13 protein-coding genes are annotated in these 12,628 nt (G+C 54.9%); 5 read left to right on the top strand and 8 right to left on the bottom strand.

Annotation, left to right across the window (positions count from 1 at the left end):
- Positions 1-40: 40 nt before the first annotated feature.
- The 5 genes from ACY692_RS06675 to ACY692_RS06655 all read right to left on the bottom strand — a co-directional run bounded on the left by ACY692_RS06675 (position 41) and on the right by ACY692_RS06655 (position 3,621).
- Positions 41-1,249 (bottom strand): putative sulfate/molybdate transporter, encoded by a 1,209-nt coding sequence (locus ACY692_RS06675; protein WP_462324571.1) that lies wholly within the window; start codon positions 1,247-1,249, stop codon positions 41-43.
- A 629-nt stretch (positions 1,250-1,878) separates the two neighbouring features.
- Positions 1,879-2,049 (bottom strand): hypothetical protein, encoded by a 171-nt coding sequence (locus ACY692_RS06670; protein WP_462324570.1) that lies wholly within the window; start codon positions 2,047-2,049, stop codon positions 1,879-1,881.
- A gap of 379 nt (positions 2,050-2,428) precedes the next feature.
- The gene (locus tag ACY692_RS06665) at positions 2,429-2,665 is read right to left on the bottom strand and encodes a DUF4492 domain-containing protein (RefSeq protein ID WP_462324569.1); all 237 of its coding nucleotides are present in this window, start codon (positions 2,663-2,665) and stop codon (positions 2,429-2,431) included.
- Positions 2,666-2,855: 190 nt separating this feature from the next.
- Positions 2,856-3,203 (bottom strand): DsrE family protein, encoded by a 348-nt coding sequence (locus ACY692_RS06660; protein WP_462324568.1) that lies wholly within the window; start codon positions 3,201-3,203, stop codon positions 2,856-2,858.
- A 259-nt stretch (positions 3,204-3,462) separates the two neighbouring features.
- Positions 3,463-3,621: a rubredoxin gene (locus ACY692_RS06655; protein ID WP_462324567.1), complete on the bottom strand. Its 159-nt coding sequence runs from the start codon at positions 3,619-3,621 to the stop codon at positions 3,463-3,465.
- 317 nt (positions 3,622-3,938) lie between these two features.
- Between ACY692_RS06655 and ACY692_RS06650 the strand changes: the two genes are divergently transcribed.
- The 5 genes from ACY692_RS06650 to ACY692_RS06630 all read left to right on the top strand — a co-directional run bounded on the left by ACY692_RS06650 (position 3,939) and on the right by ACY692_RS06630 (position 9,970).
- The gene (locus ACY692_RS06650; protein ID WP_462324566.1) at positions 3,939-4,532 is read left to right on the top strand and encodes a superoxide dismutase; all 594 of its coding nucleotides are present in this window, start codon (positions 3,939-3,941) and stop codon (positions 4,530-4,532) included.
- Positions 4,533-4,679: 147 nt separating this feature from the next.
- On the top strand, positions 4,680-5,072 hold the full coding sequence (locus ACY692_RS06645) for a cytochrome c3 family protein (RefSeq protein ID WP_462324565.1): 393 nt from the start codon (positions 4,680-4,682) through the stop codon (positions 5,070-5,072).
- A 110-nt stretch (positions 5,073-5,182) separates the two neighbouring features.
- Positions 5,183-6,061, top strand: coding sequence for a hypothetical protein (locus ACY692_RS06640; RefSeq protein ID WP_462324564.1), 879 nt, complete (start codon positions 5,183-5,185; stop codon positions 6,059-6,061).
- 162 nt (positions 6,062-6,223) lie between these two features.
- Positions 6,224-7,288, top strand: a complete 1,065-nt coding sequence (locus ACY692_RS06635) for a hypothetical protein (protein WP_462324563.1) — start codon at positions 6,224-6,226, stop codon at positions 7,286-7,288.
- A gap of 3 nt (positions 7,289-7,291) precedes the next feature.
- Positions 7,292-9,970, top strand: coding sequence for a c-type cytochrome (locus ACY692_RS06630; RefSeq protein ID WP_462324562.1), 2,679 nt, complete (start codon positions 7,292-7,294; stop codon positions 9,968-9,970).
- A 251-nt stretch (positions 9,971-10,221) separates the two neighbouring features.
- On the opposite strand, the gene ACY692_RS06625 is transcribed toward ACY692_RS06630, so the two are convergent.
- From ACY692_RS06625 to ACY692_RS06615, 3 genes are read right to left on the bottom strand one after another with little or no spacing between them, the layout of a single operon-like run.
- Complete coding sequence (locus tag ACY692_RS06625) at positions 10,222-10,395, bottom strand: hypothetical protein (RefSeq protein ID WP_462324561.1); 174 nt, start codon at positions 10,393-10,395, stop codon at positions 10,222-10,224.
- Between the two features lie 21 nt (positions 10,396-10,416).
- Positions 10,417-11,145 (bottom strand): DVU0298 family protein, encoded by a 729-nt coding sequence (locus ACY692_RS06620; RefSeq protein WP_462324560.1) that lies wholly within the window; start codon positions 11,143-11,145, stop codon positions 10,417-10,419.
- Positions 11,138-12,346 carry an FprA family A-type flavoprotein gene (locus ACY692_RS06615; RefSeq protein ID WP_462324559.1) on the bottom strand — a complete coding sequence of 403 codons (1,209 nt, stop codon included), beginning with the start codon at positions 12,344-12,346 and terminating at the stop codon, positions 11,138-11,140. Before ACY692_RS06615 ends, ACY692_RS06620 begins: the two co-directional genes overlap by 8 nt.
- Positions 12,347-12,628 lie beyond the last annotated feature (282 nt).

Genomic DNA, 12,628 nt, shown 5'->3' with positions numbered 1-12,628 from the left:
CGAGGATCGTTATGGTTTCCCTGGTCCACGGTAGCCACCGTCAGACCGTTATTCTTCCGGATCCCAGACCATACGCCAGGAGGATACCGACCCCGAATCCCACGGCCAGGTTGGCCGCCAGGGTGATCCCAAGCATGACCACGACGACAAAGAGATCCTTGGGGGCTTTGACGTCGATAATGGTCATGGCGAGCTGGCTTCCGGCAAAGATGAGGAGCACGCCGAGGACGGCAAAGGGAATGAGGTGGACCAGGGCGATGGCGTGGGTGCCCAGAAAAAGGGCCAGGCCGATGAACACGGTGCCGATGATCAGGTTGGACCCGGCCGTGCGGGCGCCGAACCGGTAGTGGGCGGCCAGACCTCCGGCTCCGTGGCACAGGGGTATGCCGCCGACAAGAGAGCTGAATAGGTTGGCCAGCCCCATGCTGATGCACAGCCCCTTGTAGGTCACCCGGCGGGACCCCGGACCAAAATATTCCTGGGAGAGATCCGCATTGGCCACGACCGCATTGCCCAGGGTCATGGGGAGCTGGGGCAGGACCAGGGTGATCAGGGCCAGGGAGAAGTCCGCTGCCGTGGGGCATCCGAAAGGCAGCCATTTTGGAAGATGCACTCCCATTTGGATCTGCCCGAATCCTTCATGGGTACCGAAGAAGAGTCCGGTGAGCAACCCGAAGAGGATGACCAGGATGCCTGCGGGAAAGCGCTTGTCGTTCAGGAACCACAATGTCAGGGCCATGCCGACGCTCCCGAGGAGCAGGCCGATGGGGATAATGCCCAGGTTCTGGATGATCAGGTAGGGTTCACGAGCTCCCTCCATGAGCTGGAAGGAGGTGGTGCCCAAAGCGAACCGGACACCCTGGGCCATGAGCAGGGTGCCCGTGGCCAGTTGGACCCCCCGAATGACCGGTTTGGGGATATATTTACCGATGAGGTTCACGGCCCCCGTCAGGCCGATGGTCAGGAGCACCAGGGCCACGAGAAGGCCGGAGGCTGTGATCTGGGAGGGTGAGAGCCCCAGGGCGATGGCATACGCCCCAATGACCTTCATGGGCTGGACCGGAACCGTGACCCGATAATACATGCCCGCGGCCACATAGAAGAGGCCGATGGCCAGAAAGACTCCCGATGAGGACAGTCCGTTGACCATGATCATTCCGATGGCCAGGGGGAGAAGGGTTCCCAGATCACCCAGGGAACCGGCCAGTTCCAGGCGGTTGAAACGGATGGGGGAGGTCTGTGTGGTCATGGTGTCTCGTCGGGGCTTGTTGATGTTTGTGTTGCGTAGGGGCACCCCTTGCGGGTGCCCTTTATGGAAATTTTCAAGACGTCTGTCTACGGATGCTCCTGCAAAAAGTCGAAAACCGGGGTTCAAGCTCAGAACCATATTTTGTAACAACCTGATTTTATTTAAACCTTCCAGCTCAAATCGTAACCCTGCCTGCAAAAATCTAGGCTCCTCGCTATTTTTTACTGGCACATCTCTACGTAGCAATAAAAGGGCACCCGTAAAGGGTGCCCCTACGATTTTGGATACAATCTGTCCGGGCATTCAAAGGAAATTATTGGTGCCCGGCCTTGGGTTACAGCAGATCGGTTTTTTTGAGCACAGTTTCAGCCCCTTTGTACGAGGCGATGATGAGAATCACCCATCCGATGAGAAGTACGGCTGTCATGATGGTCTCCTGTGTGGGTCTTGTTGGTTGGTGAATATGTCCGGGATGATGAATGATTATTTGCATCCGCATCCTGGAATCTGTCAAACAGGCCCGGCGCGCCGTGCCCCTACGGTTGTTGTGGGAGCGTCGGTTTGTATATGCTCTTCAGAAACATTGGAAAAATGGATCGTAACCTGCGAACTGTGTCCTGCGCCCTCTCCTAATACAACTCTTTGGCCGTCTCCCCCTCAAACTCCGACGCATCCAATTTTTTTGCATCCATCAATCTCCACACCCAGGCGATGTAGGCCAGAACAAAGGGCACGGCCAGGGCGATATAGGACATGGCCGTGAGGGTGAATTGGCCCTGGCCCAGTTGACCTGACTCCAATCGATCTGTTCTAACACGGTTGGCCCCTTGGTTTGAAGATGCAAGGTTGGAGGGTAAAGGATCTACGATATGGGATATAAGATATAAGATGAAGTGCACAGTGCACAGTACGCAGTGCAATCCGTCATCACGGAATGTAGGCATCTGCAGGTGGATATCTATAACGACACAATCAAAAACTCGTAGGGGCGGTTCATGAATCGCCCGTTTTTGCAGCCCCAAGGGAGGGGCTGTGGAAATAATTTTTGCTACCCTGTAATGCTAATGTGTCTAAGCCGCAGTTTTAAGTTAAAGCGGTTATAGAATTTTCTTGTTTTTTATGGCTGATTTTTACGAGTAAGGTACGAATAGCTGTTTTTGTGATTGAGCTTGTCTCCGGTCATTTATCGCTCACCGAGTCGCCTGCCGGATTGCCTTGGTTTTGGGTCAGCGAGGTCAGCACATGGTCGGCCCGTTCGTGGTCCGAGGTATAGGTGGTGGCCAGAAAATCCGGAAAAAAGAGGATCTTGATCATCCCGAAGATGACCACGATCTTGATGAGGATGATCTTCCACAATTTGCGTCCAAGGACCATGGATCGGAAGCCGTCAACATAGAGAGTACATGTTTTTGACAAAGGAAGGCATGGTTTGCTCACAGGTTGAAGGGATGATCGTTGACCGGGAAAGCGACTTGGAACGGGAGATGGTTGCTCAAGACCCGTTAGTACCTTATTCAAAAGGTTCTGTAATAAAAAAGAAGAAAATTGCATAGCCGCCTGAACGTAAAACTTAAAACCTAAAACGTAAAACTGCGGCTTGCCCGCATTAGAACGTGATGACGGTGAATCCCTGATCCATGTAGCCGGATATAGAGGGGTGACCCTTCATGTCCGCAAGCATGGTCATACCGGTTGACTTGACCTCTGCAAGAACACCGAGTTTAGCGGAACATGCCTGACAGGCGCCGAAAAACAGCTCTTTGTCACATGCCTTGGCGTAGAGCTGGTGGAGGGGATGGTCGTCTTTGGCGAGCTCCGGCACGAGTTTCACGGCTGCGCCTTCCATGACGATACCGACTTCATGGCCTTTTTCCGCCATGTCCAGTCCGTTGAGCAAGACATGGATGAAACACATGGGGTCGCCGTTGAAGGCGAATAGAACGGTCTTTTGCATTCGAACCTCCGGATGTGGTGGGTGATTACCGGTTTGAGTGACATATTTCAGCCGACTAGCACAAAGTTTGGTCGTCTTCCAGAAGAAAAGATCCGTGACAGAATCCGGCCCCCTGATATCCTGAAGCAATCCGATTGTCGATATTAATAACCATTATTGATAAAAAATACTTTCTCCCCACGTGAGAACATGGAAAGGGGAGGAGAGAAAAGGCGGAACCAGGCGTTCCGCCTCGGGTTGATACATGGGGGGAAGGGGATTAATCCAATTCCTCGAAAAACTCTTTTTCCGCACCACACTTGGGGCAAACCCAATCCCCGGGAACATCTTCAAAAGCTGTTCCTGCTGCAACACCATTTTCTGGATCACCCAACTCGGGGTCGTAGATGTAACCGCAGGGGCATTCGAATTTTTTCATGGCTCATCTCCTTATGTCGTTGTGCCGGTCAAAAAAAAGTGGCGATTTGATGAAACCTTGTTGGATATTCGGCAAAATTTGTCAATACCTCGATCACGCTGTCCAGCTCATGGGGTCCACCTTGGTTTTCAAGCCCGTAGATGACTATATGGCTTGAAGAACGAATACGAGAAGGACGATTCCGTAGACTCCGCTCCTTCACGTTCGGGATTTATCCCTTGCCTTTTCCCGTGATTTTGTCCAATGAATAATGAGCTTTCAACATGTTACTCATCGCTTTATTGCATTCCCACTTCAACCAGAAGGAGGAGATCTACATGCCCATCACACTTCCCGAACTTCCCTATGCCAAGGATGCCCTCGAGCCGGTCATCAGTGCCCAGACCCTGGATTTCCATCACGGCAAACACCATAACGCCTATGTGACCAACGCGAACAAATTGCTTGCGGGAACCGATCTCGAAGGCCTGGATATGGAAACCATTATCCAGAAGACAGCCGGAGACGATGCCCGGGTCGGTATTTTCAACAACACCGCCCAGGCCTTCAACCATTCCTTTTACTGGAAATGCATGAAACCCGGCGGAGGCGGAGCCCCTACCGGTTCCATCGGGGAACGGATCACCGCGACCTTTGGCTCCTACGAGACCTTTGTCGACAGTTTCAAGACAGCCGGGGTGACCCAGTTCGGCAGCGGATGGGCCTGGCTGGTCCAGGAGGGTGACGATCTCAAGATCATGAAGACCCTGAACGCCGACACCCCTTTGGCCCACGGCATAAAACCCCTGCTCACGGTCGATGTCTGGGAACACGCTTACTATCTGGACTACCAGAACCGTCGCCCCGACTACCTTGCCGCCTTTCTGGACACGTTGGTCAACTGGGATTTCGTGAACGATAATTTGGAATAGTAAAATCCGGCACTTGCCATTTGGCCCTCTGGAGACTACAGGCACGTGAAAGAACCGTGGACATCCACTTTTTGCGAGAGGGCTGTAGCACAGTGTAACCGTTGCGTTTGTTTGTTTAGTTTATCGATGCGTTGGAGGTTAATCGTTATGAAGAAGTCTTTGTTGGTCAGCCTGTTCAGCCTGGCCATGATCTGCATGTTTGCCGTGCCCAGCGTCTTTGCTGTCGATGCACCAGCCGGCGAGATGCTCATCAAGGCCCCTGAAGGTGCCAAGACCAGAAAAAGTCCTGCCCCGTTTTCCCACGAGAAGCATGCAGAGCTCGACTGTACCGCATGTCACCACACCTGGGACGGCAACGGGCCTATCAAGAAATGTACGGATTCAGGCTGTCACGACAGCCTGTCTAGGGACAGAGATAACAAGATCAAGTACTACAAGGAAGCTTACCACGAGAGTTGCTACAAGGGTTGTCACAAGGACCGTAAGAAGGCCGGCGAAACGACTGGCCCCACGTCCTGCAGAGACTGTCACCCCAAATAAGCTACTGAGTCCAAACTGGACCCCTCTCGCAAATCCTTTTTGTATAATGGGCCAGGGCGGGTTGGACCAAACATGACCACATGCCATGACAGGGCATACAGGAGAGGTCGATGGGGATTGTCTTGCAATACGCTTCCCGTTTTTTCGACGCCTGTCATTCCTGTTTCGATGCAGCACATGTCTGGTTCGGCCGCTCCCTGGCCCTTGTTTTTGTTCTCTCTCTCATTCTGATCCAGGCCAACGATCTGGATCTTCTGCCCGCCTTCCTGAGTCCGCTCCTCCCCACCAATCTCTTTCAGGCCGTGCACATCGTGTTCACCCTGGTGCTCATTGTCGAGATCATCGAGATGGTTTTCGTGCTCCCCAAGTCCTTTACTCGGGCCGTGGGCAAGCAATTCGAAATTTTCTGCCTGATTCTTCTCCGTCACGCGTTCAACGAACTGGTCCATTTTTCCGATACGTTGACCCTGGCCGATCACGTGGCCCCGGTACTCCGTATCATGGCCGATGGTTTCGGGGCCCTGGCTATTTTTTTGCTTCTTGGGGTCTATTTTACCTTCAGGCGTCCCTTGCAACGGTTTAGGGATCTTTCCTTTCTCGAGGGATTCGTGGCCACCAAAAAGCTTTTGGCCCTGGTTCTTCTTGGTTTTTTTCTTGGAGTGGGAAGCTATAACGGTATTGCCGTTATGCGCGGGACGGCTCCTATCCATTTTTTTTCCATCAGCTACACCGCCCTCGTTTTTGCAGATATCTTCATCGTTCTTGTCGCCCAGCAGTATTTCACTTTTTTCCCGAGTGTCTTCCGCAACGCAGGGTTGGCCGTAAGCACAACGCTCATGCGTATCGGGTTGTCCGCGCCCCCGTTTTTCGACGTCCTTTTGGGTGTCGTGGCCATCCTTTTTGCCGTGGGTATCCAACTGGCTTGCTGTTTCTGGATCCGGTTCGTGGACCGGGGGGGGGATGCGCGCGATATGGTCCGGGAAACGTAGGAAAAACACATATGTGCTCATTTTTCCTACGCACTGCGTACTGGGCACCTCAGACCTTTTTCTTCCGAATCCCCATGCATCCTTGAACAATTTTCTGTAATGGGCTACTGGCTAGACATCTTTCGTGCCGTCCTTTTTCAATCTCAACCAGGAAGAGAGCCCATGGACCCTTCACAGCTTTTACCGGCGACTGACCCCATTTCCGTTCCCTGGATCTGGTTCGAGGGGTTGGGAATCCTGACCTTTGTCCTCCATCTCCTGTTCATGAATGCCATGTTCGGTGGGAGCATCATTGCCCTTGCCGCCAGGGGGAAGGGCGAACAGGGGAGGAATCCCGTTGCCAAGTCCCTGTCGACCAAACTCCCGACCCTTGTCGCCCTGACCGTGAACATGGGGGTGGCCCCCCTGCTTTTTGCCCAGGTTATCTATGGTCATCTCCTGTACACGAGTACCATTCTCATGGCCGTGTATTGGCTTTCGGTCATCGCGCTGGTCATCACGGCCTATTATCTGTTGTACTATTACGATTTCAAATACGATGTCTTGGCCGGGAACCGGAAACTTGTCATCGGTCTGGCCGTGGTCCTACTCGTGGCGGTCTCGTTCATTTTCAGCAATGCCATGACGCTGATGCTCGTCCCCGACGTCTGGCCGGCCTATTTTTCCAATACATCTGGAACATTGCTCAACCTTGCCGACCCAACCCTCATCCCCCGTTATCTCCATTTCGTGGTTGCAGCCCTGGCCGTGGGCGGGTTGTTTGTTGCCCTTGTCGGATCCGCGCAAACACGCAAGGGCGAGGACGGAGAACCATTCGTCACGACAGGGTTGAAGTGGTTCACCACCATGACCCTGGCCCAATTCGTCATCGGGACCTGGTTTTTGTTGAGCCTCAAGCGAGAGGTCATGCTCGCCTTTATGGGGGACAACGGTCTCTATACCGCCGTATTCCTCTTTTCTCTGGCGATGAGCCTGGTGGTCCTGTACGCCGGGTTCACTCGAAAAATTTTCCTGGCAGTGGGATCGACCGTGGCCACGGTCACATTGATGGCCGTTGTTCGGGCCATGGTCCGGCTGGAATATCTGGAACCCTATTTCCATCCATCCAATCTGAGTTTGGAACCCCAGTATTCCCCGCTTGTCCTTTTCATCGTCTTTCTCATCGTCGGCCTTGGTCTCGTGGCCTATATGATCAATCTCTATCTGCGCGCGGGCAAGGAGGGCTGATCCATGGAATATCCCATCTGGCAATTGACGACTCTGGCCGGCGGTTTCTGGATCGCTCTCATCGCCGTGGTGCATGTGTATGTGGCCCATTTTGCCGTGGGCGGGGGGCTGTTTCTGGTCCTCACCGAACACAAGGCCCGCCGGGAAAACTCTTCGATCATGCTGGCCTATGTGAAGAAGCACACCAAATTCTTTCTGCTCTTGAGCATGGTTTTTGGTGGGCTCACCGGCGTGGGCATCTGGTTTTCCATAGCTCTCATAAGCCCTCAGGCCACCTCGAGTCTGATCCACACATTTGTGTTCGGCTGGGCTACGGAATGGGTCTGTTTCGTGGGTGAGATCGTGGCTCTGCTGGTATATTTCTATGCCTTCGACCGGATGAAGGCACGCGATCATCTCATTGTGGGCTGGCTCTATTTCATTTTTGCCTGGCTTTCCCTGTTCTTCATTACCGGTATCATCGATTTTATGCTCGCCCCGGGGCGTTGGATCGAAACCGGGAATTTCTGGGATGGGTTCTTCAATCCTGTGTTCTGGCCGTCCGTACTTTTCAGAACCTTTATCGCCTGCATCTTTGCAGGGTTGTTCGGATTCGTCACGGCCACGCGCATCACGGACGGAACCACCCGTTTGTCCGTGGTCCGTTCCTGTTCCCTGTGGACCATCGTTCCCTTCCTCGGTGTCATCCTGTCCGGCTGGTGGTATGTGGCCAGCTTTCCCGAGTTCGCCTATGAGATGGTGGTCTTCAAGATCCAGAAGCTCGGCCTGTTCGTGCCCGGATTTTTGATCCTCGGCGGGTTGATCATGTTTGGCGGGTTGTTCATGGCCATCAGGATGCCCGCAACCATCAAACGGCCGACCGCGTTTGTGCTCCTGGCCATCGGACTCGGCTACATGGGGTGTTTTGAATTTTCGCGGGAAGCGGCCAGAAAACCCTATTTGATCAACGAGTATATGTATTCCAACGCGATCATGCCTGCCCAGGTGGATACATTGAATGAGACCGGGGTGCTTCCTGCCGCCAAATGGACTGCCGTGGACACGGTGACCATGGAAAACGAGATGAGGGCTGGTCAGGAACTCTTCCAGCTGGAATGCGCCTCCTGCCATTCCGTTGGCGGGCCCATGAACGACATACTGCCTCTGACCGAGAAATTTACGGTTTTCGGCCTTGATTCCCAGCTCAATGGGCAGGGCAAGGTGGTCAGGTACATGCCTCCTTTTGTGGGCACCCAACGGGAACGGTGGGCATTGGCCAGATATGTGGTCGACGGATTGCATAAGGGTAACCCCCATCTGGGTGATGGCCCGGCCCAGAAACCCGCGCAGTTGCCCACCCCGGTTCCGGCCAGGGAAAACGACGAATATGTCCTGCTGGCGTGGAACAATCTGGGCATGCATTGTATTTCCGACAGCGATCCCTATTGGATACTTTTGCCGCCGGCCAACGACATCTTTGCCCAGCTCGTCAGGCGAGGAGAGACACCCGAAGTGGTCACCGAGGGCGTCGAGCTCTCCTACCAGGTCGAGCCCGGTTTCGAGAATCCCGCAGGCCATGTCCGGTTCTGGGAATTCGCCCAGTCTCTGTTTGGGTTGGACGCGCCCTTGCCTGTCAATGTGGGGGTCTCCGGGAACAAGGTTGCCGGGGTGATGAAGCCTACCCACGGAGAGAACGGATTCGAGGCCTCCCTTATACCGGTGGTTCCCTATCCGGATGACGGCTCCTTCAATCCCTATCCCCTGTTCACGGTCACGGCCAAGGACAAGAAAACGGGCGGGGTCCTGGCCACGACCAAGTGCGTGGCCCCCACCTCCACTGAAATGGGGTGCAAGAACTGCCATGGTGGAACCTGGCGGGTGGCGGGTGTGGCCGGATTCTCCGACGAAACCTCGGCCGATATTCTGGCCGTGCATGACCGGATCAACAAGACCACGCTGCTCAAGGACGCGCTCGCGGGCAACCCCCGACTCTGTCAGAGCTGCCACAAGGACCCGGTCCTCGGGGCCAAAGGCACGCCGGGCCTTATCAGCTTTCCGGCGGCCATCCACGGATGGCATGCCAATTATCTGACCGAGCGGGATGAAAAGGCCTGCTACCGGTGCCATCCTTCCAAGAATACCGGGGCGACCGGGTGTCTGCGCGGTGTGCACGCCGGGGTGGGCATGACCTGTATAAACTGCCATGGAACCCTGGAGGATCACGCATTGAGTCTCCTGAAGTACGAGGAAGAGCGGGGGATCAAGGACGCATCACGGCTGATGGCCAATCTGAAGCCCCGGGTGGTCGATTCCAAGGCGGTTATCAAGCCCAGAAATCCCTGGGTGAACGAGCCCGACTGTCTGAATTGCCACGTGGAGTTCGAACCCCCGGCGTCCAAGAATGTGTCTGGATTCAACACCTGGACTGCCGGCCCGGACGAACTTTTCAGGGGCCGTACCGGTGAAATGGGCATCATGTGCGAGGCCTGTCACGGCTCGACCCATGCCAATTATCCGGCCACCAATATCTACGGCAAGGACCGGGACAACATCCCGCCCCTGCAGTACCAGGGGAACAATCTGCCCATAGGTTCCAACGGCAATTGCGGGGTCTGCCATACCGAGTCCATGGAGGATTCGGAGGGGCACCATTTCGGGATGACTTCGGCGTTTCGGAATATGAGTTTGATTTCAACGCAATAAAGGCGAAAGGCATTGTCGCGCAGAGGCGCGGAGACGCAGGGGGTTGCGGCGGAGCTTCAGGCAAAAACCAAGAGCTCTGTCTGGAATATGGGCTTAGGGGTCCCAATCCTGCAAAGCCAAATGCCTTTATCTTTCCTCTGCGTCCCTGCGCCTCTGCGCGCGAAAAGCCTTTTGTCTTTCATATGCCAAAGGCCCTCTGTGCTGCATGCAGCACAGAGGGCCTTTGGCATATGTGGAGGGTCGTTCGTTGGTTATTTTTTACCGGAGGTGGGATCGAGGGCCTTTTTGAGTTTTTCCTTGGAATCGTATTTTTTGCTCAGATAGCCGCACACCGGGCATTGGATCCAGTACCAGGAGCCGTTGGTCGATATTTCGCACGGGGTCGCGCACATGGGACAGGTGACGGTTTCCGTTGCCTCGGTCATGGTCGTTCCTCCTTCCTGCCGTTACAGGGGCTTTGGCTTTGCGTCGAGTCCCCTGCGGGCCAGTTTGCCGATGGTCGTGGTTTGGAGTTTGCGGTCGATATACACCTCAATCTCCCGGGGATCCTCGGTGAACCGGGTGACGGCGCTCTTGGCGTTCATGTCGTTGATGAATCCGAGTGCCCGCACGGCCAGGCCGATGATTTCGGGATCGTCTTCACGCTCCAGCTGCCTGACCAGTAGGGGGAGTGCCTTGGGAGAAAGATCGGGCCGTTTTTCAAGCAATCTTCCAATGCCCCAGAAGGCACCCCGGCGCAGGGGTATATGCTCGAGAAAGCAGTCCGGCTTGCCGTCCCGGTCAAAGATGTAGTGCATGAGCACCGGGTAGAACTCCTTGGCCAGCGTGGGCTCGTTGGCCATGATCTCTCCCATGGCTTCGGGCGCGCCCCAGCCGATGCCCCCGGATTCGTCGTTCAGGTTCCAGATGAATCTACGCATGATGACCCTGCCCCGCTCAGGGGCCTGGGCCGTCAGGGTGACCATAATCCGGCCGAACCCGGTAATGGCATGCCAGCGGATCAAGGGATCGCTGTTGCACAGTGCCGAGAACAGGGGCCCGATGACCTTTTCGGGTGGGTAGTCGTCCAGTTCGGCAAGGCGGTCTTCCCAGTCTTCGCTGCCGAGGATGCCGAAGACCGCCTTTTTGACCGTGCGGCCGGGCAGGGAGCGGTTGTCGTTTGATGTTTTATTCATTGGCTGCAAGCTTTTCTTGGACGGCCTTGCCCACGGATCGGCCGAGTTCGCGGCATGCGGCCAGATCTTCGTGGGTGGGCCGGTTTCTGACACGGATGCCTTCGCCGACCATCTCGATCTTGGCCGATTCCATGGATTCCGTGATATGCTTTACGGATTCTCCGCTCCAGCCGTAGGAACCAAAGGCTGCGCCCACACGACCCACGGGCCGGAGACCTTTCATATACGTCAAAAAGTCCGCCACCAGGGGCAGGATGCCGTTGTTGTGGGTGGACGATCCGCAGATCACGGCCGTGGCATCGGCCAGTTCGCCCATGACCTGGCTGTGGTGGTAGGCCTTGAGATGCATGAGTTTGTAGCTGATCCCTTCGTCGCTCAGCCCTTCGCCGATGGCCTTGCCCATTTTTTCCGTGCTGTGCCACATGGTGTCGTAGACGATGACCGCCTTCTTGTCCGTGACCTGACGGCTGTACCGGTCATAGGCCTCAAGGATCTTGTCCACGTGGGAGCGCCAGACAACGCCGTGGTCCGGTGCGATCATGTCGATTTCCCAGCCGGTCTTGCCCAGGTTTTCAAAGACCTTGCGGACCTGGGGGGAGTAGGGGAGGACGATGTTTGCGTAGTAGAAGCTCGTCTCGTCCATGAGGGCGTCGAGATCCACCCCGTCGTCGAACCGTTCCACCGAGGCCAGGTTCTGGCCAAAGGCATCCTGGGAGATGAGCAGCTTGTCTTCGGGGATATAGGAGAACATGGAATCGGGCCAGTGGACCATGCGGGTTTCCAAGAATTTGACCGTTTTCTTGCCCAGGGAGATGGAATCGTTGTTGCCCACGACCTCGTAGGGCCACTCTTCATGGTGGTAGAGTTCGAGCAGTGCTTTTTTGCCCATCTTGGAGCAGAACAGCTTTTCCGGTTTGACCTGTTCCATGATCCAGGAAAGGGCGCCGGAGTGGTCGGGCTCCATGTGGTTGGCCACGATATAGTCGATGTCCTCGAGCTTCACCAGACTGCGTATCTGATGATAGAGGTCCATCTTGAACTCTTCCTTGACCGTGTCGAAAAGGGTGATCTTGTCGTCGATGACCAGATAGGCGTTGTAGGTGGTTCCCTTGGGCGCGGTGGAATACCCATGGAAATCATGGTCGTTCCAGTCGATGGCTCCGACCCAGTAGACGTTGTCTTTTATTTGCACGACAGCCATAAGAACTCCAGATGGTTGGTTTTATGTTTTAGGTGTTAGGTTTTATGTTTTAGGTTTTAAGGGGTACGTGAGGAGGATTAAGGGGAAGACGCTGTGTTGGGATTATCTCGTTACGATTCTGTAGGGGCCGGTACGGGGGCCTGCCCCTACTGGTAATCTGATAATTACAAGATTTTTTCATCGTGAAGGGCGCGAAGGTTTTTACCTAAAACCTAAAACATAAAACCTAACACCTTGAAAAAACGTTCCCCGGAATTCTGCAGGACAGAACTCCGGGGAGCC

The sequence above is a fragment of the Desulfoplanes sp. genome (assembly GCF_054921335.1).
The sequence above is the reverse complement of the archived record's forward strand: the minus strand, read 5'-3'. Positions and strand labels throughout refer to the sequence as shown.

Bases quoted from the DNA above. Each gene is read 5' to 3' on its own strand.
- ACY692_RS06675 (WP_462324571.1), bottom strand. From the start codon at position 1,249: ATGACCACACAGACCTCCCCCATCCGTTTCAACCGCCTGGAACTGGCC.
- ACY692_RS06660 (WP_462324568.1), bottom strand. From the start codon at position 3,203: ATGCAAAAGACCGTTCTATTCGCCTTCAACGGCGACCCCATGTGTTTC.
- ACY692_RS06655 (WP_462324567.1), bottom strand. From the start codon at position 3,621: ATGAAAAAATTCGAATGCCCCTGCGGTTACATCTACGACCCCGAGTTG.
- ACY692_RS06650 (WP_462324566.1), top strand. From the start codon at position 3,939: ATGCCCATCACACTTCCCGAACTTCCCTATGCCAAGGATGCCCTCGAG.
- ACY692_RS06645 (WP_462324565.1), top strand. From the start codon at position 4,680: ATGAAGAAGTCTTTGTTGGTCAGCCTGTTCAGCCTGGCCATGATCTGC.
- ACY692_RS06640 (WP_462324564.1), top strand. From the start codon at position 5,183: ATGGGGATTGTCTTGCAATACGCTTCCCGTTTTTTCGACGCCTGTCAT.
- ACY692_RS06635 (WP_462324563.1), top strand. From the start codon at position 6,224: ATGGACCCTTCACAGCTTTTACCGGCGACTGACCCCATTTCCGTTCCC.
- ACY692_RS06630 (WP_462324562.1), top strand. From the start codon at position 7,292: ATGGAATATCCCATCTGGCAATTGACGACTCTGGCCGGCGGTTTCTGG.
- ACY692_RS06625 (WP_462324561.1), bottom strand. From the start codon at position 10,395: ATGACCGAGGCAACGGAAACCGTCACCTGTCCCATGTGCGCGACCCCG.
- ACY692_RS06620 (WP_462324560.1), bottom strand. From the start codon at position 11,145: ATGAATAAAACATCAAACGACAACCGCTCCCTGCCCGGCCGCACGGTC.
- ACY692_RS06615 (WP_462324559.1), bottom strand. From the start codon at position 12,346: ATGGCTGTCGTGCAAATAAAAGACAACGTCTACTGGGTCGGAGCCATC.